Source organism: Spongiibacter tropicus DSM 19543 (genome assembly GCF_000420325.1).
Lineage (GTDB): Bacteria > Pseudomonadota > Gammaproteobacteria > Pseudomonadales > Spongiibacteraceae > Spongiibacter > Spongiibacter tropicus.
In genome coordinates this window covers 1,563,646-1,586,569 of sequence record NZ_ATUS01000001.1, presented here as the reverse complement: position 1 = coordinate 1,586,569, position 22,924 = coordinate 1,563,646, and the positions used below count along the sequence as shown (strand labels likewise).

At 55.1% G+C, this 22,924-nt stretch carries 20 protein-coding genes and 1 other RNA gene; 12 read left to right on the top strand and 9 right to left on the bottom strand.

Annotated elements, in window-relative coordinates:
- Nucleotides 1-578: 578 nt before the first annotated feature.
- The 4 genes from G411_RS0107425 (at nucleotide 579) to G411_RS0107410 (ending at nucleotide 4,175) form a co-directional block, all read left to right on the top strand.
- The gene (locus G411_RS0107425; RefSeq protein ID WP_022958552.1) at nucleotides 579-1,427 is read left to right on the top strand and encodes a formate/nitrite transporter family protein; all 849 of its coding nucleotides are present in this window, start codon (nucleotides 579-581) and stop codon (nucleotides 1,425-1,427) included.
- Entirely contained in the window at nucleotides 1,424-3,208 is a 1,785-nt protein-coding gene (locus tag G411_RS0107420) for a bifunctional protein-serine/threonine kinase/phosphatase (RefSeq protein ID WP_022958551.1), read from the top strand. The genes G411_RS0107425 and G411_RS0107420 overlap by 4 nt, the downstream gene beginning before the upstream one ends.
- A 16-nt stretch (nucleotides 3,209-3,224) precedes the next feature.
- Nucleotides 3,225-3,668 carry a cyanase gene (gene cynS, locus G411_RS0107415; RefSeq protein WP_022958550.1) on the top strand — a complete coding sequence of 148 codons (444 nt, stop codon included), beginning with the start codon at nucleotides 3,225-3,227 and terminating at the stop codon, nucleotides 3,666-3,668.
- Between the two features lie 87 nt (nucleotides 3,669-3,755).
- The gene (locus G411_RS0107410; protein ID WP_022958549.1) at nucleotides 3,756-4,175 is read left to right on the top strand and encodes a BLUF domain-containing protein; all 420 of its coding nucleotides are present in this window, start codon (nucleotides 3,756-3,758) and stop codon (nucleotides 4,173-4,175) included.
- A gap of 146 nt (nucleotides 4,176-4,321) precedes the next feature.
- Here the strand turns inward: G411_RS0107410 and drt3b are convergent, their stop codons facing one another.
- The 4 genes from drt3b to ppx all read right to left on the bottom strand — a co-directional run bounded on the left by drt3b (nucleotide 4,322) and on the right by ppx (nucleotide 9,947).
- Nucleotides 4,322-6,259 carry an antiviral reverse transcriptase Drt3b gene (drt3b, locus tag G411_RS21360; RefSeq protein WP_022958548.1) on the bottom strand — a complete coding sequence of 646 codons (1,938 nt, stop codon included), beginning with the start codon at nucleotides 6,257-6,259 and terminating at the stop codon, nucleotides 4,322-4,324.
- On the bottom strand, nucleotides 6,252-7,433 hold the full coding sequence (gene drt3a / locus G411_RS0107400; protein WP_022958547.1) for an antiviral reverse transcriptase Drt3a: 1,182 nt from the start codon (nucleotides 7,431-7,433) through the stop codon (nucleotides 6,252-6,254). Before drt3a ends, drt3b begins: the two co-directional genes overlap by 8 nt.
- Nucleotides 7,434-8,025: 592 nt before the next feature.
- Nucleotides 8,026-8,383: a transfer-messenger RNA gene (gene ssrA / locus G411_RS21830) on the bottom strand.
- A 43-nt stretch (nucleotides 8,384-8,426) separates the two neighbouring features.
- Nucleotides 8,427-9,947 carry an exopolyphosphatase gene (gene ppx / locus G411_RS19690; protein ID WP_022958546.1) on the bottom strand — a complete coding sequence of 507 codons (1,521 nt, stop codon included), beginning with the start codon at nucleotides 9,945-9,947 and terminating at the stop codon, nucleotides 8,427-8,429.
- A 142-nt stretch (nucleotides 9,948-10,089) separates the two neighbouring features.
- Between ppx and ppk1 the strand changes: the two genes are divergently transcribed.
- The gene (ppk1, locus tag G411_RS0107390; protein WP_022958545.1) at nucleotides 10,090-12,219 is read left to right on the top strand and encodes a polyphosphate kinase 1; all 2,130 of its coding nucleotides are present in this window, start codon (nucleotides 10,090-10,092) and stop codon (nucleotides 12,217-12,219) included.
- A gap of 27 nt (nucleotides 12,220-12,246) precedes the next feature.
- Here the strand turns inward: ppk1 and G411_RS0107385 are convergent, their stop codons facing one another.
- From G411_RS0107385 to smpB, 3 genes are read right to left on the bottom strand one after another with little or no spacing between them, the layout of a single operon-like run.
- Nucleotides 12,247-12,870, bottom strand: a complete 624-nt coding sequence (locus G411_RS0107385) for a class I SAM-dependent methyltransferase (RefSeq protein WP_022958544.1) — start codon at nucleotides 12,868-12,870, stop codon at nucleotides 12,247-12,249.
- A 25-nt stretch (nucleotides 12,871-12,895) separates the two neighbouring features.
- Nucleotides 12,896-13,393 (bottom strand): SixA phosphatase family protein, encoded by a 498-nt coding sequence (locus G411_RS19685; RefSeq protein ID WP_022958543.1) that lies wholly within the window; start codon nucleotides 13,391-13,393, stop codon nucleotides 12,896-12,898.
- Nucleotides 13,394-13,409: 16 nt separating this feature from the next.
- Nucleotides 13,410-13,886: an SsrA-binding protein SmpB gene (gene smpB / locus G411_RS0107375; protein WP_022958542.1), complete on the bottom strand. Its 477-nt coding sequence runs from the start codon at nucleotides 13,884-13,886 to the stop codon at nucleotides 13,410-13,412.
- An 86-nt stretch (nucleotides 13,887-13,972) separates the two neighbouring features.
- Here smpB and G411_RS0107370 point away from each other — a divergent pair, with 86 nt between their 5' ends.
- Genes G411_RS0107370 through G411_RS0107360 form a run of 3 tightly spaced genes read left to right on the top strand, consistent with a single transcriptional unit; the run spans nucleotide 13,973 to nucleotide 16,114 of the window.
- Nucleotides 13,973-15,340, top strand: coding sequence for an SLC5/6 family protein (locus G411_RS0107370; protein ID WP_022958541.1), 1,368 nt, complete (start codon nucleotides 13,973-13,975; stop codon nucleotides 15,338-15,340).
- A gap of 38 nt (nucleotides 15,341-15,378) precedes the next feature.
- Nucleotides 15,379-15,813: a type II toxin-antitoxin system RatA family toxin gene (locus G411_RS0107365; RefSeq protein WP_022958540.1), complete on the top strand. Its 435-nt coding sequence runs from the start codon at nucleotides 15,379-15,381 to the stop codon at nucleotides 15,811-15,813.
- Entirely contained in the window at nucleotides 15,803-16,114 is a 312-nt protein-coding gene (locus G411_RS0107360) for an RnfH family protein (protein WP_028968238.1), read from the top strand. Before G411_RS0107365 ends, G411_RS0107360 begins: the two co-directional genes overlap by 11 nt.
- A 3-nt stretch (nucleotides 16,115-16,117) precedes the next feature.
- Here the strand turns inward: G411_RS0107360 and G411_RS19680 are convergent, their stop codons facing one another.
- Entirely contained in the window at nucleotides 16,118-16,486 is a 369-nt protein-coding gene (locus G411_RS19680; RefSeq protein WP_022958538.1) for an outer membrane protein assembly factor BamE, read from the bottom strand.
- Nucleotides 16,487-16,560: 74 nt separating this feature from the next.
- Here G411_RS19680 and fur point away from each other — a divergent pair, with 74 nt between their 5' ends.
- Nucleotides 16,561-16,974: a ferric iron uptake transcriptional regulator gene (fur, locus tag G411_RS0107350; protein WP_022958537.1), complete on the top strand. Its 414-nt coding sequence runs from the start codon at nucleotides 16,561-16,563 to the stop codon at nucleotides 16,972-16,974.
- A gap of 60 nt (nucleotides 16,975-17,034) precedes the next feature.
- Here fur and recN read toward each other — a convergent pair whose 3' ends face one another.
- Nucleotides 17,035-18,702, bottom strand: a complete 1,668-nt coding sequence (gene recN / locus G411_RS0107345; RefSeq protein WP_022958536.1) for a DNA repair protein RecN — start codon at nucleotides 18,700-18,702, stop codon at nucleotides 17,035-17,037.
- Nucleotides 18,703-18,924: 222 nt separating this feature from the next.
- Between recN and grpE the strand changes: the two genes are divergently transcribed.
- From grpE to dnaJ, 3 genes are all read left to right on the top strand, one after another.
- Nucleotides 18,925-19,479, top strand: a complete 555-nt coding sequence (grpE, locus tag G411_RS0107340) for a nucleotide exchange factor GrpE (RefSeq protein WP_022958535.1) — start codon at nucleotides 18,925-18,927, stop codon at nucleotides 19,477-19,479.
- A 131-nt stretch (nucleotides 19,480-19,610) separates the two neighbouring features.
- On the top strand, nucleotides 19,611-21,539 hold the full coding sequence (gene dnaK / locus G411_RS0107335; protein WP_022958534.1) for a molecular chaperone DnaK: 1,929 nt from the start codon (nucleotides 19,611-19,613) through the stop codon (nucleotides 21,537-21,539).
- A gap of 183 nt (nucleotides 21,540-21,722) precedes the next feature.
- Nucleotides 21,723-22,847, top strand: a complete 1,125-nt coding sequence (dnaJ, locus tag G411_RS0107330; RefSeq protein ID WP_022958533.1) for a molecular chaperone DnaJ — start codon at nucleotides 21,723-21,725, stop codon at nucleotides 22,845-22,847.
- The last annotated feature ends 77 nt before the right edge of the window (nucleotides 22,848-22,924 follow it).

Below are 22,924 nucleotides of genomic sequence, written 5' to 3'. Positions count from 1 at the left end.
TTATTGTTCACAGCAATGCACAGGGCACTTCGCGAACAAAGCGGGAAGCGCAGCAAGTCGGGTTAGAACGGTGGCACCATCATAGCGAAGCGGTTCTGACTCTAGCAATTGCAGAGCGCAGAACTGTGCAGGCTAGCTCAACATTGCGGCGACAGGCTTGACTGGCCCTCGATTCGACGAGGGCGGCGAGTTATACCTTGCTCATTGCCTGGAGGCTGAATTTGTAGGCGTCATATCGCGCCTTAATTTCACTGTGTTTTGATCCAATACGGCGCAGCGTTTGCAGCGCCTGCACCAGTGCAACGCATGTTGTTGCTTTGCGCGGCGTTCCCGAGATTCCAATAAATCCTTTCTCTGCAACAACTTACCCCGCTTTGCCTAATTGGCACGAGGCTTGCGAAACGTAAATCACTCGAGGCCAAGGCTGGCTTCGATCGACATTGAGCGTATCCGGATAAAGGCGTCCGACACTGACCTGCAGCAAGCGGGGTAAGTGCGGGCGCTTTTTTTATGCGCTTTGGGCGGCTTCAAACCATTTATCGAAAGTAGTGCATTAAACGCTGAGCGAGGCTAATTCTATGGCTTATTTAGTTCCTTCCGAGTTCGTGACCAAAATGGTCGACGCGGGTGAATCCAAGGTTCACATGTCCACTCGCGATACCCTGATTCGCGGTTATATGGCGGGCGCCATTCTGGCACTGGCGGCGGTGTTTGCGGTAACTGTGGCGGTGCAAACCGGGGTGTTTCTGATCGGCGCGATTCTCTTCCCGGTGGGCTTTTGCATGCTCTACCTGATGGGCTTCGACCTGCTGACCGGCGTCTTCATGCTCACGCCATTGGCCTGGCTGGATAAGCGCCCCGGCGTCACCCCCTCACAAATTTTGCGCAACTGGGGGCTGGTGTTTGTCGGCAACTTTGCCGGTGCCTTTACCGTGGCGGTGATGATGTCGTACATCTTCACCATGGGTTACAACACCGATGGCGGCGCGATCGCCGAGAAAGTGGCCAGTATCGGTGAATCGCGTACCGTGGGCTACGCGGCCTACGGCATGGACGGCTGGCTCACCATTTTCATTCGCGGCATGTTGTGTAACTGGATGGTGTCGATGGGCGTTGTCGGCGCGATGATTTCCACCCACGTCAGTGGCAAGGTGCTGGCGATGTGGATGCCCATCATGTTGTTCTTCTTCATGGGCTTCGAGCACTCGGTGGTGAACATGTTCCTGTTCCCCTTCGCGATGATTATGGGCGGCGAATTCTCCATTGGTGATTACTTCTTCTGGAATGAAATCCCCACCGCACTGGGCAACCTGGTTGGCGGTCTGGCGTTCACCGGCCTGACTCTCTACACCACGCATGTGCGCACCGGCGCCAAGCGAAAAGTGGCTGCAGCACCGGCTGCCAAAGCGGCGACGACCTCTGCATGAACCGTCCCACGGCCCCGGCCAGTGTAGCCGGGGCAAACGTGGCAGCCACACCGCCGCGACTGCAACTGAGTGTCGGCCAGTATTCAGATAAGGGACGCAAGGTCGACAATCAGGACGCCTGCGCCGCGAGGATTCCCCCCGAGCCCCAGCTCAGCCTCAAGGGCGCCGCCGTTGCCATCGCCGATGGCATCAGCTCCAGTCCGGTCAGCCAGATCGCCAGTGCGAGTGCCGTGCAAAGCTTTCTCGATGACTACTTCTGTACCTCCGAAGCCTGGTCGGTGCGCACCGCGGCCGAGCGCGTGATCGCCGCCAGCAATTCCTGGCTGGTATCGCAAACCCGCCGCAGCGAATACCGCCACGATGCCGACCGGGGCTATGTCTGCACCTTTAGTGCGCTGGTGATCAAAGCGGCTACGGCCCACCTGTTTCATGTGGGCGATGCGCGCATTTATCGCCTGCAAGCGGGTGAGCTGGAACAGCTCACCAAAGACCACCGCCTGCGTATATCCCGCGAGGAAAGCTATCTGAGCCGCGCGCTGGGCGTGGAGGAACCGCTGGAAATCGACTATCGGGCACTGCCGCTGCGTGCAGGTGATGTCTTTCTGCTGGCGACTGACGGTGTGTATGAATACCTCGATGCGGCCACCGTGTGGGCGGCGCTCAGTGACGCCGACGACCTCAATGACAGTGCTCGCCGCTTGGCGACTATCGCGCTTGAGCGAGGCAGCGACGACAACCTCAGCGTGCAGTTGCTGCGCGTGGACGCCTTGCCAAACCCCGACGCGCGGGATCTGCATTTACTGGCCGAGGCGCTGCCGCTGCCGCCGGTGCTTGAGTCAGGCGATGTGCTGGATGGCTATCGCATAGAGCGGGAGATTCACGCCACCAGTCGCAGCCACGTTTTTCTGGTGGTCGATACCGATAGCGGCGACAAATACGTGATGAAAACGCCGTCGATAGATCTGGCGGAAGACCCCGAGTATCTGGAGCGCTTTCTGCTGGAAGAGTGGATTGCCCGGCGCATTCACTCGCCCCATGTGCTCAGCGTGCCGCCGGTCCGCCGCCCGCGAAGCTGCCTGTACACCCTCAGTGATTACATCGAGGGTCGTACGCTTACCCAGTGGCTGCGCGACAATCCCGAGCCCGATCTCGAAACCGTGCGGGATATTATCGAACAGGCCGCAAAGGGGCTGCGTGCTTTTCATCGGCTGGAGATGCTGCATCAGGACCTCAAGCCCGACAATCTGATGATCGATGCTGCGGGCACGGTCAAAATTATCGACGTCGGTGCGACGCGCGTGGCGGGCATTGTTGAATCGCAATTGGCTCCGCATCAGCCTGAGCTGCTGGGCACAGCCCTTTACGCGGCGCCGGAATACTTTCTCGGCGAAGGCGGCAGCCCGGCGTCCGATCTCTACTCGCTGGGCGTGATTGCCTACCAACTCCTGTCCGGTCGCTTTCCCTACGGCCCCACCGTAGCGCGCGCCAAAAGCCTCAATGCCCAGCGGCGTCTGCGCTACCTCTCCGTGCGTGATGAAGACAGCGAGCTGCCCGCGTGGCTGGACGATACCCTGAAAAAAGCCGTGCATCCCGATCCGGCAAAACGCTATCAGGAGCTCTCGGAATTCCTCTACGACCTGCGCCATCCCAATCAACAGTTTCTCAACAAAACCCGGCCGCCCCTCATTGAGCGCAAACCCGTGCAATTCTGGCAGGGCGTCAGCGCGCTGTTGCTGGCGTTCGTCGTTTACCTGTTAAGCCAATGGCCCAACTCACCCTGATGCTAAGGAGCACACCATGATCACATCCCGTGAAACTGTCACCCAGATGATCCTCGCCGCAAAAGTCAGTAAGGGGATCAAGTGGAAAGACGTTGCTGAGAAAGTCGGCCTCTCCAAAGAGTGGACCACCGCCGCCTGTCTCGGCCAGATGGCCCTGAACGAAGAACAAGCCGCTGTTATCGGCAGCCTGTTTGATCTCAGCGACGAAGCCATTGCCTGGCTGAAGATTGTGCCCTCCAAAGGCACGCCGGGTATTCCCACCGATCCGCTGCTCTATCGCCTCTACGAAATCGTCAGCGTATACGGCGGCTCCATGAAAGAACTTATCCACGAAGAATTTGGCGACGGCATTATGAGTGCCATCGACTTCTCGGTAGATATCCAGCGGGAAGCCGACCCCAAAGGCGATCGCGTCAGCGTGGTGATGTCGGGTAAATTCCTGCCCTACAAATCCTACTAGCGCGGCGGAGGATAGGTATATTCCGCATTATCCACTTGGGCTGGGCGCCGCGTATGCAATTTATCCTGCCCGAGTGGAGACGCCACCATGTACCTCGTCCGCCTGATCTATACCAGCCAGCCCACCGAACATTTCAAACCGGAATCCATTGAGGACATACTAGATGCCTCGCGTCGCAATAATGGCCCGATGGCCGTTACTGGTCTGATGTACTTCAATCAGCACTACTTCCTGCAATGCCTGGAAGGCTCCCGCTCCAACGTCAACAAAATCTACCACCGCATCCTCAACGACAAACGCCACCGCGATCCCATCATCCTCGACTATCAGGAAATCGAAGCCCGCGACTTCTCCGCCTGGGAAATGGGCTACCTGCCTGAGACCAAAGCCACACGAGAAAGCTACAAGCGTTACTCTCCGACAGGGGAATTCAGCCCCTACCATATGTCGGGCGAGAGCTGTCATAAGTTGATGGTAGAACTGAAGGGGATGTTGAAGTCGGTGTGACTGAGCGGGGGAGGTGGAACCTAGCTTAGCAAACGCTAAATGTAGGGTGCCGCCCGCCCCCCATCGTGTGTGTGGCCTTGGTTTCCCAAAGCCCTTGCATTCACCGAAAAGTGTTTGCAGAAGCATACGGAGGCGGGCGACATAAACTAGTTATATGAAAAAATATACTCCCTCTTTTCCAAGCTGTTCTTTAAGTATCCGGGGTCGCGCCAACTAACAATAAAGTCGTTTTTGAGCGCGGTAGCGCCGTGCTTTGATGAGTCGAAGTCTACATTTTGTTTTTTCCTATTTAAAGTCTTTGTCTTAACTTCTTCTATGACGGTTTTTCGGAAATTCAAGTCTATATATGGGCATGCGATATAGTCAAAATAAAACATGAAGTATTCGGCATTAATGAACATATCTTCATTCTCGGTGAAATATTCCTTGGCGGACATCACTAGTTGATTTCTTAGTTCGCTATATTTTTGGTCTTCGCCAATATAAAGCATGAAGGTGATCCATCGAAAGTAGAAATCATTTGTTTCTGAGTTTTTTTCGAGGATGCAGAGGTAGTCCTTAAGGGTTTTTTCAGAAAGTCGGTAGTCGTCAGGCAGCATTGTTAATATCATTAAGAGGTTTAGCGTTTCTAGTCCAATGATGTCGTTTGAGTGATCGATGAAGATTTTTATGGCATGTTTTACATTGTCAAAGATTTTCTTGTTGATTATTTCTTTGTGGGTTTCAGGCCAATTTTCTATTTTTTCTAGCAAATCATTTATTAGTCTCGCTAGTCGATCAGTCGGCCTAATTCTGATATCCATTGCGTGAATGAAAAATAGAATTTCTAGGTCAACGAGCAGCCAGTTTAGGTGAGATTCTGTCTTGGGTGATATCGATTCAATCTTTGATAAGAATGTAATCACTCTTTTGGATATTGAGCTGAATAGGTAGTTGGATATCGAGTTGTATTCAATGTTGTGGTTGGCTATTGCCATCTTTATTTCGGATATAGTTTTGTTGGCTTTGGCGCTCGGGTTTTTTAACTGGGTTGTGGGGTCGGGAGAGTCTTCATTATCTCTGTATCGGGATCTATAAAATTTGCTGATATATTGGCTTGCTGAGTACTTCGATAGGGATATGTTTGTTGCAAAAGGTCTAGATGAAATCGTGGTTTTTGCCTCGTTGAGATGCATTTTGAATTCAAGAAGACATAGCTCTAGAGATTTTATAAAGTAGGACTTTACGTCCTCTGATCTAAAAAAAATAAAATAGTCATCTACATATCGCCTGAATTCGTAATCTTTCGAGATTTTGTAACCGGAGTTTTTCATCTTAAATACAAGGTCGAGGTCTATTTTTTGTAGGATTATTTCTGCGAAAATTCGACTTATTTCTGGGCCAATTATTATTCCGTTGGTTTCTCTGTAGTTTGTCGTTTGCATTAGGTTGTCAAATTCGCCGTCGAAGCTGCCTTCTGATTTTTTCTTGGCGATGCGTTTGCTTTTTGTGGCCCAGCCTATGGAGTGTGTATAGATGCTTGGGAAGCACTTTGATATGTCAACTTGCAGCATGCTGTGAAATTGCTTTTCCAGTTTGTGGTACTCATAGGATTCGAAAAATCTATATAGGAATGGGTATTTTTTATATTTAAAATATGAGCTGGAAACCACTCTCTCTTCGTCGTGGCTCTCTACGCCTTCAGTAATTTTTGATCCATTTGAGGATTTTCCATAGAATTTTGTTGTTTTTCTGTATGGGTGTCGTAATGAATATTTGGATCTTGTGCAGTAGTATTTGATCAGGTTGTCGTATTCATGATAGAAGTCACATACTTTCATCTGTGCTGCTGGGTGCATGATTGATATTGTGCGCGGGGTTTTGTTTCCTCCCCTTTGTATCGTATATTCTAGGGGGATATATACGCCTTTTGGGTTGTTGAAGTCTAATCCTGAAATTGTTTTATATGCGTTGAGGTGTGTCTTATTTTTTAAGCGTTGATACATGGTGAAGTTTGAAAACCAAAGAGGTAGCTCGTAGGGGAGTACGTCTGTCAGTAGGGTTCTAAGCTTGTCATTTGTATCGACTTTGATGATTTTAGGCATTCTTCCATGCTCGCATTATATTTATGGTTTGTTTGTTGCTGAAGTTGCCGATCTTTCTATTTTTTGTATTTCCATACATCGATATTTTATTTATCTTTCCTTTTTGCTGAGTGGTTAGATGGAATCTTGGTTCTTGTATTTTTGCGCAAAGGAATCCGTCAACTTTTTTTAAGCATTCAAAGTCGTCTGTTACGTGCTGATAGTTGTGTGCTAGACCTGCTAGTAAGTCCCCGTTCTTTCCTTTCTTTACGGTCTTTAGCATCGATAAATACTCGAGTCTTCTCTTTAATAGCGTGATGTTGTTGTTTTTTTTGTGGTCAAGAAGACTCTTTATTATCCGGTGCTTTATTTTGTTTATTTTTGATTCTGATATTTCTAGATTTACTAAGTTTGGCTTGTTTTTTCTCTCTTGGACCTTGAATGCGTAGCCAAGATATTCAAAATTTGCTGATTTTGACGGTCCGTTGTATTGCTTTTTTGGGCTATCATTGATTGAAAGCCCCATTTTTTCTAGTGTTTCTTTTATATGATTCTTTATTTCGGAATCTTTGTTGGATGGTAATATTACTATTATGTCGTCTACGTATCTGGCGCTGTATATTACTTCTCGGTGTGAGGAGATTTCTCTGTCTAGTCTCTCTAGATATAGCTCGGCCAGCGTCGGGCTTATCGAAAGCCCTCTTGGCAGGCCTGAAAAGTTATGTCTATTTTTTAGGTCTGTGTTTATGTTTTTTAATATATTTATGCATTCCGGTGTAAGTAGAAAATCGTCCGAGAATTTCGATATTAATTTTTCTAGCGGGATGTTTTCGTAGCAGTTTTTTATGTCAACGCGTAGTAGATGGGTTTCTGAAGAATCTTTTAGAAGTGTTTTTAGTTGCTTTACGATTCTATTCCTGTCTGATTGTCTGACTTTGTAAATTCTTCGAATGAAGCGATCAAGGAGTTTTATTTCGAATGCATCTTCCATCGAGGCAGGCGTAAATGTGTTCTTTCCAAATAGTGTCCGGTTTTGTATTGGTGATAGAGAAAGATTTTTTGACTTCCAATGATTGACGGTCTTTTCGATCGCAGCTTCGATGTCTCCGTGTTCGAGGATTATGTCCCATCGATAGATATCCCTTGGGGATAAAGCTTTCATAAGTTGCTCTCGATCGAACGCTTGCTTTAGCATGGCTTTTCTCGGGTTGCTGTTTTGTTGTTAATTTTCGGCCGGTTAATTCCGTGTTCTGGGTGGCATTAGGGAGAATATTTGCGGGATATAAAGTAGTGTTCTTCGTGATTTTTTCGATTTTGGCCCAATCCAAGTTCGCCTTCTGGGGAATAGCTTTGGATTTCTCGTCCGCTAAGATTCGGGATGGTGTATAAGGGCTTTGCTAAAATTCTCTCATTTAGAAACGAAGAAGTTGATAGCTTTGAAATGGCGGTGGATGTTTCTTCCATGAGATGACGTCCTTGCGTACCTAGAATTTCCATGATTTATGGTTTTCCGAACTGTCGCATTATCCCCTCGAGGGATTTGCTTTTCTATCTTAACCTAAGCAGTTCAGAGGTGCGAAGCCCTGCCCAAAAACCAAATTTAACTGCGTTTTTGGGTGGGCCTTCCAGTACTGAGAAGATGCTGGTCGATCTCTTTAAAGGTGAAAGGTTCGGGTTCGCGGGGTAGTTGAAGATGCTTTAGCGAATGCAGAGAGGCACCTGGGGGCTGCTGTTGCATAAAGCGGACATAAAAAAGGCGAACTGAAATCAGTTCGCCTTTTTTATATTGGTGGAGCCGGGGGGAATTGAACCCCCGTCCGCCAGTCCGCCGCTCAGGGCTCTACATGCTTAGCTTCCGTTTATTGATTTAGCCTTCTGCAGCCCAACGGTCAGGACGCAGTCAGCGAGTTCTGTATAAGTTTAACAACGCGGCCCAGAACATACCTTGTTGCGATCCCATTCTATATGACAGTCCTTCGCGCGGTATGGGCACCTTGCTGGGACTGCTAGCGGGGTTTAAGCCGCTAGAGCGTAGTTGTCGTCGTTGGCAACTATATAGAGTACAGCTTTGGATTAACGTGATTGGCTGTCATCACGGCATGCACCACAGAGTTTTGTAACCGGCGTCGAATCCAAAACGGCCCCAAATTCTGCAACGGTTAATCCTAACAGTTACCGGGCGCCGACACTAGCCGGTTTGTGCGTCGGCGGGCTGTTGGCTGATAACGTCGAGCTGGATGTTGAGGCATTTGCGCAGCAGCTCGGCTTCGTCGTCCAGGTCGGCGGCGGTGAGGGGGTTGGCGTCGAGCCAGTGGCCGGGAATGTGGAGCTGAATCTGTTCGGGGGCGGGGCTGCTGAGCTGGATGTCGTCGGATAGGCGCACGGCCTGACGGCGGCGGTAGAAGATGCAGGCCAGTCGCAGCAGGCAGACCATCATCCAGTCCGGGGTGACACCGTAGGTGCTGATATCCAGGCTTTTGGGTTTGCGGCGGTGGTTGAGCACCAGCACGCTGAGTCGCGCCTGTTCCTGCCGGGAGAAGCCGGGCAGGTCGGCATTGCTGAGGATGTAGGCGCCGTGTTTGTGGTAGCCGCCGTGGGCGACGGCCAAGCCGAGTTCGTGGAGTTTGGCGGCCCAGAGCAGCAGTTTTTCGGCTTCGGTGTAGTCGCTGTTCATGCGGTCGGCGAGCATCGGCAGCCAGCGCTGGCAGAGTTCGGCCACACGCTCACCCTGGGCGGGGTCGATATGGTACTGCTCGATCAGCTGGCGGATGGTCTCGTCGCGTTTGTCTTTGTGGTGCAATCGCCCGGCGAGGTCGTACACAATGCCTTCGCGCACGGCGTAGTTGGAGATATGCAGTTCCTGTATGCCCATTTCCTTGAACAGCGCATAGAGCACCGCAAAGCCGCCGGGGAAGACATCGCGCCGCTCGTCACTCAGGCCTTTGAGTTGCAGGCTGCTGGTGTGCTCGGCGTTCAGCAGTTGTTCCTTGAGGGCATTCATGCCGTCGAGGGTGATTTGTCCGGCGTCGCACAGGCCCTGTTCGCTGAGGATTTTGCTGATGGCGCGAATGGTGCCGGAGGAGCCGACCACTTCCTGCCACTGGTCGCGAAAGCCTTCCACGTAGGGCGAGATTAACTGGCGGGCGGCATTGACGGCCTTTTTGAACAGTTTGTCGTTGATGTTGCCGTTGGGGAAATAGTGCAGGCTGTGGCTGACGCAGCCCATGGGCAGGCTTTCCAGCAGGCGGGGCTGTTGGCCGCCCGCGACCATTTCGGTGGAACCGCCACCGATATCAATGACCAGCCGTCGGCGGTCTTCAATGGCCAGATCGTTGGCGACGCCGAGGTAAACCAGTCGCGCTTCTTCGGTACCTGAAATAATATTGATGGGTGTGCCGAGGATGGCTTCGGCCCGGGTCATAAACTCGCTGGCATTTTTGGCGGCCCGCAGGGTGTTGGTGCCCACAATGCGGATTTGCGAGCGCGGGACACCGCGCAGGCGGTTGGCGACTTTTGCCAGACTGTCCAGCGCGCGCTGCTGGGCTTCTTCGCTGAGGACGCCGTTATCGTCGAGACCGGCGGCCAGTCGAACCATGTCTTTGTGGCGGTCGATGATGCGGAGTTTGTCATCCTGGAAGCTGGCGATAAGCAGGTGGAAGCTGTTGGAGCCGAGGTCGAGCGCGGCGAAGGAGTCGCTGTTTTGTGCCATGCATTTTGTCCCTTGTGAGCAGTTAGTTTACGACCTGTCACTGGCAAATGCGACCACTGAAATATGTCACTAAAATGACATGCATAACCGTTAGGCTGTTGCGCGCATACAAGTGCTTTAAACGTTGTCAGGGTAGGAAAATATGAGCGAAATGACCGCTGAACAGGCGTGGATTGCCAAAGAGCTGAGTTGGCTTTCTTTTAACGAGCGGGTGCTGCAGGAAGCGGCTGATCCGTCGGTGCCGATTATCCAGCGGATTCGTTATCTGGGCATCTTCTCTAACAACCTCGATGAATTCTTCCGGGTGCGGGTGGCGGATGTACGTCGTCTGGCTGCGTTTTCGACGCCCTCCAAGCAGGAGGACTACAAGGCGCTGATGGAGGAAATTCACCAGAAAGTGCTGAAATTGCAGCGCCGGTTTGATGCCACCTACAGCGCCAACCTGAAGGAATTGCGCCGTCGCAAAATCTACATTGTGAACGAGCGCCAGCTAGACGAGGCGCAGACGGAGTACGTGCGCGGCTATTTCCACAGTCATATCCAGCAGGAGCTGGTGCCGATTCTGTTGGACGATGCCAACCCGATGCCGGAGCTGAATGACGCGTCGATCTATCTGGCGATCAAGCTCAGCTATGAGGGGCAGGTGCGCTTCGCGCTGCTGGAAGTGCCGACCACGCGGATCGAGCGCTTTGTGCGGATTCCCGGTCGCAAGGGCAAGCGCGGCAAGGTGCTGATTACGCTTGAGAACATGATTCGCGTGTGCCTACCGCAGGTGTTTCGCGGGATTTTTCCGCTGGATTCTGCCGAGGCCTACACGGTGAAGCTGACCCGCGACGCCGAGCTGGAACTCAGCGAAGAGGTGACGCAGACCTTTGTGGAGAAGATGGCGCAGAGTCTCAAGCGTCGTCGCAAGGGGGATCCGGTGCGCTTTGTGTACGACGCGCAGATGCCGAATGATTTGATGGAGTATCTGGTGAAGCGGTTGGGGCTGGGTCGCCTCGACTCGATGATCCCCGGTGGCCGCTACCACAACTCCAAAGACTTTATGCGCTTCCCCAATCTGGGGCCGGCGTATCTGGATGCGAAGGCGCTGCCGAAAATCCGGGTGCCGGAAATTGACGCCGCTGACAATATTCTGAGCTGCATGCGCGAGCAGGATATTCTGCTGTTCTATCCCTATCACAGCTTCGATTACCTGACGGACCTGCTGAAAACTGCCGCGATTGATCCGGCGGTGAAGTCGATTCGCATCAGCCTGTACCGGGTGGCGTCGAACTCACATGTTGTCGATGCACTGCTGAACGCGGTCGCCAACCACAAAGAAGTGACGGTGGTGGTGGAGTTGCAGGCACGCTTTGATGAAGAGGCCAACATCGCGCTGTCGCAGCGTCTGACCGATGGCGGCGTGAACGTGATCTTGGGCGTGCCGGGTTTGAAGGTGCACAGCAAGCTGATTTCGATCAGCCGCCAGGAAGGCAATCTTCAGAAATACTACACCCACGTGGGCACGGGTAACTTCAACGAGAAGACGGCGGAGGTGTACACCGACTTCAGTCTGCTGACCTACGATCAGGCCATTGGTGATGAGGTGGCCAAGGTGTTCGACTTTATCGCCTATACCTACAAGCGCCATGAGTTTAAGCATCTGGCGGTGTCGCCGCTGAACAGCCGCGAGCGCGTGCTGGATAATGTGCAGGGCGAAATCGATGCGGCGCGGGCGGGCAAGGAGTGCGGCATTACGCTGAAGTGTAACAATCTGGTGGACCGCGAACTGGTCGATAAGCTGTACGAGGCCAGTCAGGCGGGGGTGCCGGTGCGTTTGATTGTGCGCGGCATGTGCTCGCTGCTGCCGGGTGTGCCGGGCGTGAGCGAGAATATTGAGGCGATCAGTATTGTCGACGGCTATCTGGAGCACCCGCGGGTGTATATCTTCCGCAATCGCGGCAAGCCCAAGTACTACATTTCCTCGGCGGATTTGATGACGCGCAATATCGACTTCCGGGTGGAGGTGACCTGTCCGGTTTACAGTCCGGTGCTGCAGAAGCGGATTCAGAACATCATTGATATTCAGTGGGCCGACAATGTGAAGGCGCGGATGATCGATGCGTCGCAGAGCAATGATTTCCGTCCCCGCAAAAAGAGTTCTGCCAAGGTGCGTTCACAACTGCAGATTCACAGCTACTTGGCGACAGGCAAGCTGCCGCGACTGCCCAAGCTGGACTACCGTCCCAGAGTGAAGCTGAAAAAAGGCAAGAAGTCGAAGAAGGGCTGAGGGGTTGTTCGGCGCCTGAGCCGGTGGTCAGGCGCGGATCACCAGCAGTTCGCCGCTGATGGATTTGGGCGTTTTTACTTCCCAGTCCAGCAGCTCGGCATTGAAGTTTTTCTGGCATTTGCGGGCGAGCTTGTGAAACGGCGAGCGGCCCGGATCGGCAATGATGATGGTTTTTACCCCGGCATCCAGTGCGGCTTCGATGGCGCTGTACAGCGGGTTAACCAGTTTGGGCCAGAAGCAGATATCGCCACCGAGCAGCATCTTCTGGCCTTTCAATTCCTTGATGCCCAATTCTTCATAGCGCGCGACCCGGGTTTTGATGGTCACGTCGTTCAGCAGTGCGTGCGCGTCGAGGTAGGGGAAGACGTGCTCGTCGGCATCGACGGCGGTGACTTTGGCGCCAAACTGCATCGCACAGAAAATACTCAGAATGCCCCAGCCGGAACCGATCTCGGTGATCTTGCTGCCGCGTCGCGGCGGGTGTTGCAGCAGGTAGTCCATGATCAGGAAGGAGGAGCCCCACACCTGATAGCCGTGGATTTCCGGCTCGGCCAGTGCCCGGCGCATGCGGCGAATCAGTTTGTGGCTTTTTTTTAGGATCAGCACGTCGTGGACGATGCGAATATTCTTGAGGGCGTCGGCTTGGCTCATGCCAGAGGCGTTCCTTGTCTGAGGGTTAGCGAAGCTGCTTGGGACGAATCTGTTCCGTGAGCTTGGCGCTGTCGGTGCGCAACTGATCCCAGTATTCCACATTGATCTCGAGAGTGATGAATGTGGTGGTGCTGAAGTTTTCAATTTCGCCGTCGTAGAGGTAGTTCACCAGATCGCGCAGCGCCGGGTTGTGGCCGATAATCAGTGGCGCGGTGCAGCTATTATCCAGGTCTTTGAGCCAGGTCAGCAGGGTGTCGCGGTCGAAGGTATAGAGGGCGTCGTCGATGGTGGTCTCGATGCCGTCAAACAGCGTGCTTTCGGCGCGGAAGCGTTGCAGGGTTTCCGTGCAGCGGCGGGCGCTGCTGCAATAGATGCGGGTGAAGTGGTGTTCCGACTGGCTGAGCGCGCGGGCAACCCTTGCGCAGTCCTGTTTGCCGCGACGCGTCAGGTGACGGTCGGCATCGCGCAGCTCGTCTTTTTCCCAGCTTGCTTTGGCGTGCCTGAGTAAGTGGAGCGTTTTCATTGGCGGTCGCTACGGGTCAGCTATTGTGTTGTCGCAGCACTCGCTGCTTTTGCCGATCCCAGTCGCGGGACTTTTCGGTTTCGCGCTTGTCGTGGTCCTTCTTGCCCTTGGCCAGGGCAATTTCGACTTTGACCAGATGCTTCTTCCAATACATGGCGGTGCATACGCAGGTATAGCCCTTTTGCTGGGTCGCTTCCTCCAGTTTGCGGAGTTCCTGGCTGTGAAGCAAGAGTTTGCGCGTGCGGGTCGGGTCGGTCACGAAATGGGTAGAGGCGCTGAGCAGGGGCGAGATGTGCGCGCCCAGCAGAAAGGCTTCGCCATTCTGCAGCAACACGTAGGTGTCGGTGATCTGCCCTTTGCCTTCGCGCAGGCTTTTCACTTCCCAGCCGAGCAGCGACACGCCGGCCTCCAGCTTGTCGGTCAGGTGGTAGTCGTGTCGCGCCTTTTTGTTCAGGGCGATTGTGCTGCTGTTATTCGGTTTCTTTTTACTCATGGCGGCGATTATAGAGCCAGTAGCTGGCAAAACCTATGCTGCTCAGGTAAAAAGACCGCTGCAGTGACAATGCTCGCCGAAGGTGTATGGCCCTTAAAAAAACCAAAGTCCAGGGAATCTGGTCCAGTCGATGGACATTTCTCGCCGCGGCAACCGGCCTGGTTGTCAGTTTGGGCAATTTCTGGACGACGCCACAGGAGGCGGCGGCGCAGGGTGGTGCCGTCTATCTGCTGGTATATGCGGGCTTTCTGCTGTTGGTGATGCTGCCGGTCGCGGTGGCGGAGTTGCGCATTGCCATGCGCGCCCGAGCAAACCCCATTCATGCCGTTGATCAGATTGCCAGCTTTTCCGGTGCGTCTCGCCACTGGTCGCTGGTGGCGCAACTGTCGGCGGTGGCGGCCTTGTTGCTGGCGGCGAATCTCAGTGTGGTATCGAGCTGGCTGTTTTGGTACATCCCCAAAATGTCCTCCGGGGCGATGGAGGCCGCCAGTCTGGATCTGGTTGCGGCCGAATTCCAGCAGTTGCTGGCCTCGCCGGAAATGCAGCAGCAGTCACTCTACGGATTTCTTGTTCTGACCATTGCGCTGTCGTCGGTAAGCGTGAAGCGCGGCATGGCGATTGTGCTGCGGATTCTGCTGCCGGTGTTGCTGTTGGTCATGGCTGGCCTGCTGTACTTCGCCTATGAGTTGGGCGATTTCGGGGCGGCCGAGCGTGCGCTGTTTACCTTCAGGGCGACGGAATTTTCTTGGGAGGCGGTGCTTTCCGCTGCGCAGAATGCGTTCTTTGCGCTGGGGCTGGGCAGTGTTGCGCTGATGGCCTACGGCGCCTATTTCCCGTCGGGCCGCTCGGCCAGTCGCCAGTTGCTGGCGTTGGCGGGCATCGATACCGCCGCGATGTTGATGGGCGGGCTGATCATTATCGCGCTGGTCAGCGACCAGCATATTGTGGCCGGGCAGGGGCCGGCGCTGATGTTTGTCTCGCTGCCGTACAGCTTTGGCAATCTGGTGTTTGGCGATATTGCCGGTACGGCTTTCTATATATTGATGAGTATTCTGGCGATCACCACGGTCGTCGCCCTGTTTGAGCCGGTGGTGGCGTATCTGGTGGAGCGCTGGTCGTTGCCCCGTTGGTTGGCCGCTTTGGTGACGGGCGGCACGGTGCTGCTGGTTGCGGAGATCGCGCTGCTGTCGTTGCAGCCGGGGTCGCCTCTGAACTGGTTCTCGCGCTCGGCGATGGAGTGGCTGGATATTGTCGTGGCGAATGTGCTGATGCCCATGTGCGCGCTGTGTTTTGTGTTGTTTGCCGGCTGGCGAGTGCCGCTGAGTGTTTACGGCGTGCGTGATCGCTGGCTGGAGAAGGGCTTTTTTTGGCTTTGGTTGCGCATGTTACGGTATATTGCGCCGCCGGTATTGCTGTGTCTGTTGTGCTGGGGGCTATACAGTCGCCTGACATAGCGGTGCCGCCAAGCGAATGACAAGAGCCGGAACTGACCATGAATGACATACGCCGAAGTGCCTTGCTGCCGTATTCTGCGGAGCGGGTGTATGCGCTGATCAACGATGTAGAAGCCTATCCCCAGTACATGGATGGCTGTGTCGGTGCCGAGATTCTGTTTGCCGACGACCATACTATGGAGGCGCGGCTGGACCTGTCGAGAGCGGGCATCCGCATGAGCTTTACTACTCGTAATAGCCTGACGCCGCCGCGCCGCATTGTCTTGAGTCTGGTGGACGGCCCCTTTGAAAAACTCAAAGGTGAATGGGAGTTGCTGGCGCTGGGAGACGCGGCCTGCAAAGTGAGCCTGCACCTGCGCTTTGCGCTGAGCGGTGCTCTGGTCGGTGCGGCGACCAAGCAATTGTTTAATTCGGTGGCGAACAATTTGGTTGATGCCCTGGTAAAACGTGCGAATCAGCAATATGGAAAATAACGACATGATTCATGTAGAAGTGGCCTACGCCCTGCCCAACAAGCAGCGCATTGTGGCGCTGGAACTGCCGCAGGGCAGTACTGTGCGCGAAGCCGTTGAGAAGTCGGGGCTGGATGCCCAGTTTCCCGAGCTCGATCTGAGCAGTGTCGATGTGGGGGTGTTCGGCAAGGTGGTCAGCAAGCCCGAAGCACAGGCGCTGGCGGATGGCGATCGTGTGGAAATTTATCGCCCGCTGATTGCTGACCCCAAGGAAGTGCGCAAGCAGCGGGCGGCAAAAGCCAAGGCGCTTAAAGACGCCTGAGTGTTACTCGGGCTGGGCGTCGGCGCCGCCGCCTACGCGACCTTCTTCAGAGGGGGCGACGTCGGTCACAATTTTGACCAGTGTGTCGCCTTCAAAAAAGGCACTGAGCTGGTGGCGGTCTGAGGGCTTGCCCTCTTTGTTGAGGGTGTAGACGTAGTCCCAGCGGTCCGGGTTGAAGGTGTTACGGATCAGCGGTGTGCCCATCACGTATTCGACCTGGCTGCGGTTCATGCCGATTTCAAGCTGGTCGACCATCTCCTGGGTGATAATATTGCCTTGGTCGATGGACAGGCGATAAACGCCGGGAAACTCAAGGGAGCTGCAGGCGCCAAGCAGCAACAGCAGGCTGACGGTGGCAATACGCAAAAACATAGTCAGGGTTCCAATCGCTCGCAGAGGCGGGGATAATATCGCAATCCTCTACACAACGCTAAGGTCAGTGCTTTATGTCAAGCGAAAACCAAGAACTCCGCAAGGCTGGTCTGAAAGTCACCTTGCCACGGGTCAAAATTCTCCAACTGCTTGAGCAGGCCGAGGCCGACAATCAGCATTTCAGTGCGGAAGATGTTTATCGCTCGCTGATGGACTCGGGAGAAGACGTAGGTCTGGCAACGGTATACCGCGTGCTGACCCAGTTTGAGGCGGCCGGTCTGGTGGTGCGCCACAACTTCGAAGCCGGTCACTCGGTATTCGAGCTGGCGAAGGGCGAGCACCACGACCACATTGTTTGTATGGAAACGGGTGAGGTCATCGAGTTTTACGATGACATCATCGAAGAGCGTCAGCACAAGCTGGTGGAAGAGCGCGGCTACGAGCTGGTCGACCACAGCCTGGTTCTGTACGTTCGCCCCAAGAAGTAAGCTTTTTTCTGTGTCGGCAGTGATCGCTGCCGACACCGTGTCTCGATGCTGGCGCCTCGCTCAGTGGCGCGTCGCCAGCATTTCTCTCGCGTGAGCCAAGGTGTTTTCGGTAATCGCAATCCCGCCCAGCATCCGGGCAATTTCCTCAATTTTCTGGTCATCGCCCAGCGCGTGCAGCTCGGTACGCACGCTGTTCTTATCGCCGGTTTTCTGCACGAGAATATGCTGATCGCCCTGGCTGGCGACCTGTGCCTGATGAGTCACGCACAATACCTGGCTGCGTGAGCCGAGGTCGTGCAGCAACTGCCCGACAATTTCTGCGGTAGCGCCGCCAATGCCTACGTCCACCTCGTCGAAAACCACGGTGGGCACGGTGGCAACCTGCGCCGTCACTACCTGAATGGCCAGGCTGATACGCGACAGCTCGCCGCCGGAGGCGATTTTATGCAGCGGCCCCATGGCGGCATTGGGGTTGCTGCGGATCAGAATCTCAATATCTTCGTTGCCGTGGTTATGGGGCTGGTCGCTGTCGAGTGGGGTAATGGCAAACTCGATCTGGCAGTGTTTCATGGCCAGTTCGCTGAGTTTTGCCTCGATACTTTTCTTCATTTTTGCGGCCGCACTGCGCCGTTGCTTGCTGAGCTTTTCAGCTTTCTTGCGATAGTTCGCCAGGGCGGTGTCGCGCTCACTGCGCAGGGCGTCGAGTTTTTCGTCGGTGGCATCCAGCGTGTCGAGCTGCTCTTGCAGTGATTCCTGCAGTCCCGGCAGCTCTTCCGGTTGAATGCGGTGTTTGCGGGCGGTCTGATAGATGGCGTCGAGACGCTCTTCCACTTGCTGCAGGCGTTGTGGGTCCAGCTCGGTTTCGTCGGTAACGCGTTGCAGTTCGCTGGCGGCCTCCTCAATCTGGATGCGGGCGCTTTCCAACAGGGAAATGGCGGCTTCCTGTGACGGGTGGCCGTGCTGGCAGCCTGTCAGCGACGACAGGGCCTGTTGAAGAATGCCCATGGCATTCACTTCACCCTCTCGGCAGAGCGCGAGGCTGTGATGGTTGGTGGACAGGATCTGTTCGGCATTGGCGAGCTGTTTCTGCTCGATTTCCAGTTCTTCGACTTCTCCCGGCTGAATGGCCAGTCGGTCGAGCTCTTCCAGTTGGTAACGCAGCAGTTGTTCCTGAGCGCTCTGCTCGTCGAGCTGGCTTTCCAGTTGGGTGAGCCGCTTATTGAGTTTTTGATAGTGGCTGCAGTCGTCACTCAGTGCGCTGCAGAGTTCAGTGGCGCCGGCAAAGGCGTCCAGCAGTTCGCGCTGATACGGTTTTTTCAGCAGCGATTGATGGGCGTGCTGGCTGTGGATGTCGATGAGCAGTTCGCCCAGTTCGCGAACGTCCTGCACTGTGGCGGGCTGGCCGTTGATGTAGGCGCGCGAGCGACCCTCTTTGGTAATCACCCGGCGGAGTCGGCATTCATCGCCGGCCAGCAGTTCCCGTTCCTGCAGCCACTGGCGGGCGCGGGGAATCTGGCTGATGTCGAATTCGGCGTGAATGTCTGCCCGCTCTGCGCCCGCCCGCACCACGCCGCTATCGGTGCGATCGCCCAGTGTCAGCCCCAGCGCGTCGAGCATGATCGACTTGCCCGCGCCGGTTTCCCCGGTCAGTACGGTCATGCCCGGTTGTAACTCGACTTCCAGTGATTCGGTGATGGCGAAGTTGCTGATGCTCAAGTGAACCAGCATGGCGTGGCTCCCGTGGGTTGGGTGTTTGGGTTTTGATGTCTGGTTATTTATACAGTAGTTGGCTCGGGTGGCTCAATAGTTCTGGCGGGTGACGCGTGAAATTTTCTTCCTGCCCTTGAAAATGCGGCGGTCGGCCCCATTGTCGAGCCAGCTCGATCCCGCGGGGTCGCACACTATTACAGGCGGCAGGGCCGCAGATTTGAAAGACAGGAGGCTGCGAACGTGGCGGAAGAACAGGATAAGGCTCAGGTATCGGAAGAAGAGCTTCAGGAGCAGGTGACTGATAGCGGTGCAGAGGCCGAGGCCGGGGATGATCTGCAGGCGCAACTGGACGCGGCTCGTCAGGAGGCGGCCGATGCCAAAGAGCAGGCCCTGCGCGCTGCGGCCGAAGCGCAGAATGTGCGCCGTCGCGCCGAGAAAGACGCCGAGAACGCGCGCAAGTTTGCGCTGGAGAAGTTCGCTGGCGACATGCTGGGTGTGGCCGATAACCTCGAGCGTGCACTGGCTGCCGCCGATGTGGAAAACGAAACGCTGAAGCCGCTCGTTGAAGGCGTGGAGCTGACGCGCAAAGCCTTGCAGGACGCGCTGGCGCGTCACAATGTTGAGGCGATTGATCCGACTGGGCAGCCCTTTGATCCCGAGTTTCACGAGGCGATGGCCATGGTGCCCAATCCCAGTGTTGAACCCAACACGGTGATTGATGTGATGCAGAAAGGCTACACCCTGAACGGCCGACTGTTGCGCGCCGCGATGGTGGTGGTCGCCAAGGGCGAATAAGCCACGTAAATATTTGCATAAATGCACGCCGTGCCCTTGAAAAGTCGTGAAAAGGGCCAATATCTACGGCAAGAACACAGTTTTGGGGCGAAGCGCCCCGCGCAGTAAACAGCGAATGCGGAGTAACAATTATGGGCAAGATTATCGGTATTGACCTGGGGACCACCAACTCCTGCGTTGCCGTCATGGATGGCGACAAGGTCAAGGTTATTGAAAACGCGGAAGGTGCGCGCACCACGCCGTCTATCGTCGCCTACACCGACGACAATGAGATTCTGGTTGGTCAGAGCGCCAAGCGTCAGGCGGTGACCAACCCCAACAACACCCTGTATGCGGTGAAGCGCCTGATTGGCCGCCGTTTTGAGGATGATGTTGTACAGAAAGACATCAAAATGGTGCCTTACACCATCAGCAAAGCCGACAACGGCGATGCCTGGGTGGAAGTTAAAGGCGAGAAGCTGGCGCCCCCGCAGATTTCTGCGGAAGTGCTGAAGAAAATGAAGAAGACGGCTGAAGACTATCTGGGTGAGAAAATCACCGAGGCGGTTATCACTGTACCGGCTTACTTCAACGACTCTCAGCGTCAGGCCACCAAAGACGCGGGCCGCATTGCCGGTCTGGAAGTAAAGCGGATTATCAACGAGCCAACGGCGGCTGCACTGGCCTACGGTATGGACAAGGCCAAGGGCGATCGCACCGTGGCCGTATACGACCTGGGTGGTGGTACCTTCGATATCTCCATCATTGAGATTGCCGAGGTGGATGGCGAGCACCAGTTTGAAGTGCTGGCGACCAACGGCGACACCTTCCTGGGTGGTGAAGATTTTGACCTGCGCCTGATCGACTACCTGGCGGAAGAGTTCAAGAAAGAAAATGGCATCGACCTGAAAGGCGATTCGCTGGCGGTTCAGCGCCTGAAAGAGGCGGCGGAGAAGGCCAAGATCGAGCTGTCTTCCAGTCAGCAGACTGAGGTGAACCTGCCTTACATCACGGCAGATGCGACCGGTCCCAAACACTTGGTGGTGAAGTTGAGTCGCGCCAAGCTGGAGTCGCTGGTTGAAGATCTGGTTAAGCGTTCGCTGGAGCCGATGAAGACGGCGCTGGACGACGCGGGTCTGAGCACCAGTGAAGTCGATGAAGTGATTCTGGTCGGCGGTCAGACTCGTATGCCGCTGGTTCAGACCAAGGTGACGGAATTCTTCGGTAAAGAGCCGCGCAAAGATGTGAACCCCGATGAGGCGGTTGCCATGGGTGCGGCTCTGCAAGGTGCGGTACTGTCTGGTGACGTGAAAGACGTATTGCTGCTGGACGTTACCCCGCTGACGCTGGGTATCGAAACGATGGGCGGCGTAGCGACGCCGCTGATTGAGAAGAACACCACGATTCCGACCAAGAAGTCGCAGGTGTTCTCAACGGCTGAAGATAACCAGACGGCGGTGACCATCCACGTGGTTCAGGGTGAGCGCAAGCAGGCGGCGGCGAACAAGTCGCTGGGCCGTTTCGATCTGGCCGATATTCCGCCCGCGCCGCGTGGTCTGCCGCAAATCGAAGTGACCTTCGATATCGACGCCAACGGTATTCTGAATGTATCGGCGAAAGACAAGGCGACCGGCAAAGAGCAGTCGATCCGCATCACCGCTTCCAGCGGTCTGAATGAGGACGAGATCGAGCAAATGGTGCGCGACGCCGAAGCCAACGCTGAAGCGGACAAGAAGTTCGAAGCGCTGGTTACCGCTCGCAATACTGCTGAAGGTCTGGCCAATGCGACGCGCAAGACGCTCGAAGAAGCTGGCGACAAAGCCAGTGATGAAGAGAAGTCTGCCATTGAGGCGGCGCTGAGCAAGGTTGATGAGGTCATTAAAGGTGACGACGTCGACGCTATTGAGGCGGCGACCAAGGAACTGACCGAGGCCTCTGGCAGCCTGGCACAGAAAATGTACGCTGAGCAGGCGGCGCAGGCTGAAGCAGCCGGTGGCGCTGAGCAGGCTGAGGCCGGCAATGCGGCAGACGATGTGGTCGACGCCGAGTTTGAGGAAGTGAAGGACGACGACAAGAAGTAAAACTGCGCGGGGCGATGCCCCGCCGGGTTTGCCGCGAACGGGAGACGGAGGACGCTGAAAGCAGCAGGTTTGCGCGGCGTTTCGCCAACTCCCGTTTCGCGTGTCTTGTCGGTGAAATTTTAATCTGGCGGCGGGCTGCGTGTGAGCGCTGTCCCCGCCGCAGATAAAGCGTGAAACGAAACGATGTCAAAACGCGATTACTACGAAATTCTGGGCGTGGAGCGAAGCGCTGACGAAAAGGAAATTAAAAAGGCCTATCGTCGCATCGCCATGAAGAATCACCCGGACCGCAACCCGGATGACCCGAAAGCAGAGGATATCTTCAAGGAGGCCACCGAGGCCTACGAAGTGCTCTCCGATAAAGAAAAGCGCGCGGCTTATGATCGCTTTGGTCACGAAGGTGTTGGCGCGGGCGCCGGCGGTTTTGGTGGCGGCGGTGGTGCCGGATTTAGCGATATTTTCGGCGACGTCTTTGGTGATATTTTCGGTGGCGGCGGTGGTCGTCAGCGTGGCCCACAGCGCGGTGCGGATTTGCGCTACACCTTGGAAGTGGATCTGGAGCAGGCGGTGCGCGGCACTACTGCGAAAATCCGCATTCCTACTTTGGTTGCCTGTAAGACCTGTGACGGCAGTGGTGCCAAGAAAGGGTCTACGCCGCTGACTTGTGGCGCCTGTAATGGTGTCGGGCAGGTGCGGATGCAGCAGGGCTTCTTTGCTGTGCAGCAAACCTGTCCAAACTGTCGCGGTACCGGCACCATTATTTCTGACCCCTGTTCTGACTGTCATGGTCAGGGCCGGGTGGAAGAGACCAAGACGCTGTCGGTGAAAGTGCCAGCCGGTGTGGATACTGGTGACCGCATTCGCCTCAGTGGCGAGGGCGAGGCCAGTCCTGACGGTGGTCCGGCAGGGGATCTCTATGTGCAGATCGCGGTGCGTCCGCACCCGATCTTCAAGCGCGATGGCAAACACCTGCACTGCGAAGTGCCGATCGGCTTTGCGGATGCGGCATTGGGTGGTGAGCTGGATGTGCCGACGCTCGATGGTCGTGTGAAGCTGAAGATTCCCGCCGAAACCCAAACTGGCAAGTCTTTCCGCCTGCGCGGTAAGGGCATCACGCCGGTGCGTGGTGGCAGTACCGGCGATCTGATCTGCAAGGTTGTGGTGGAAACACCTGTGTCGCTGAACAAGCGTCAAAAAGAGTTGCTGCAGGAATTCCATGCGAGCCTGGAAGGTGATGACAAACAGTCGCCGCGCAAGAAAAGCTGGTTCGATGGCGTGAAAGATTTCATCGACGATATGAAGCTCTGAGGCGGGAGGGGCTTGCCCCTCTCGACTTGCCCTGCATTTTTCTCCATCCTGAAAGCCTTTGATTCAGCTCGGGCACC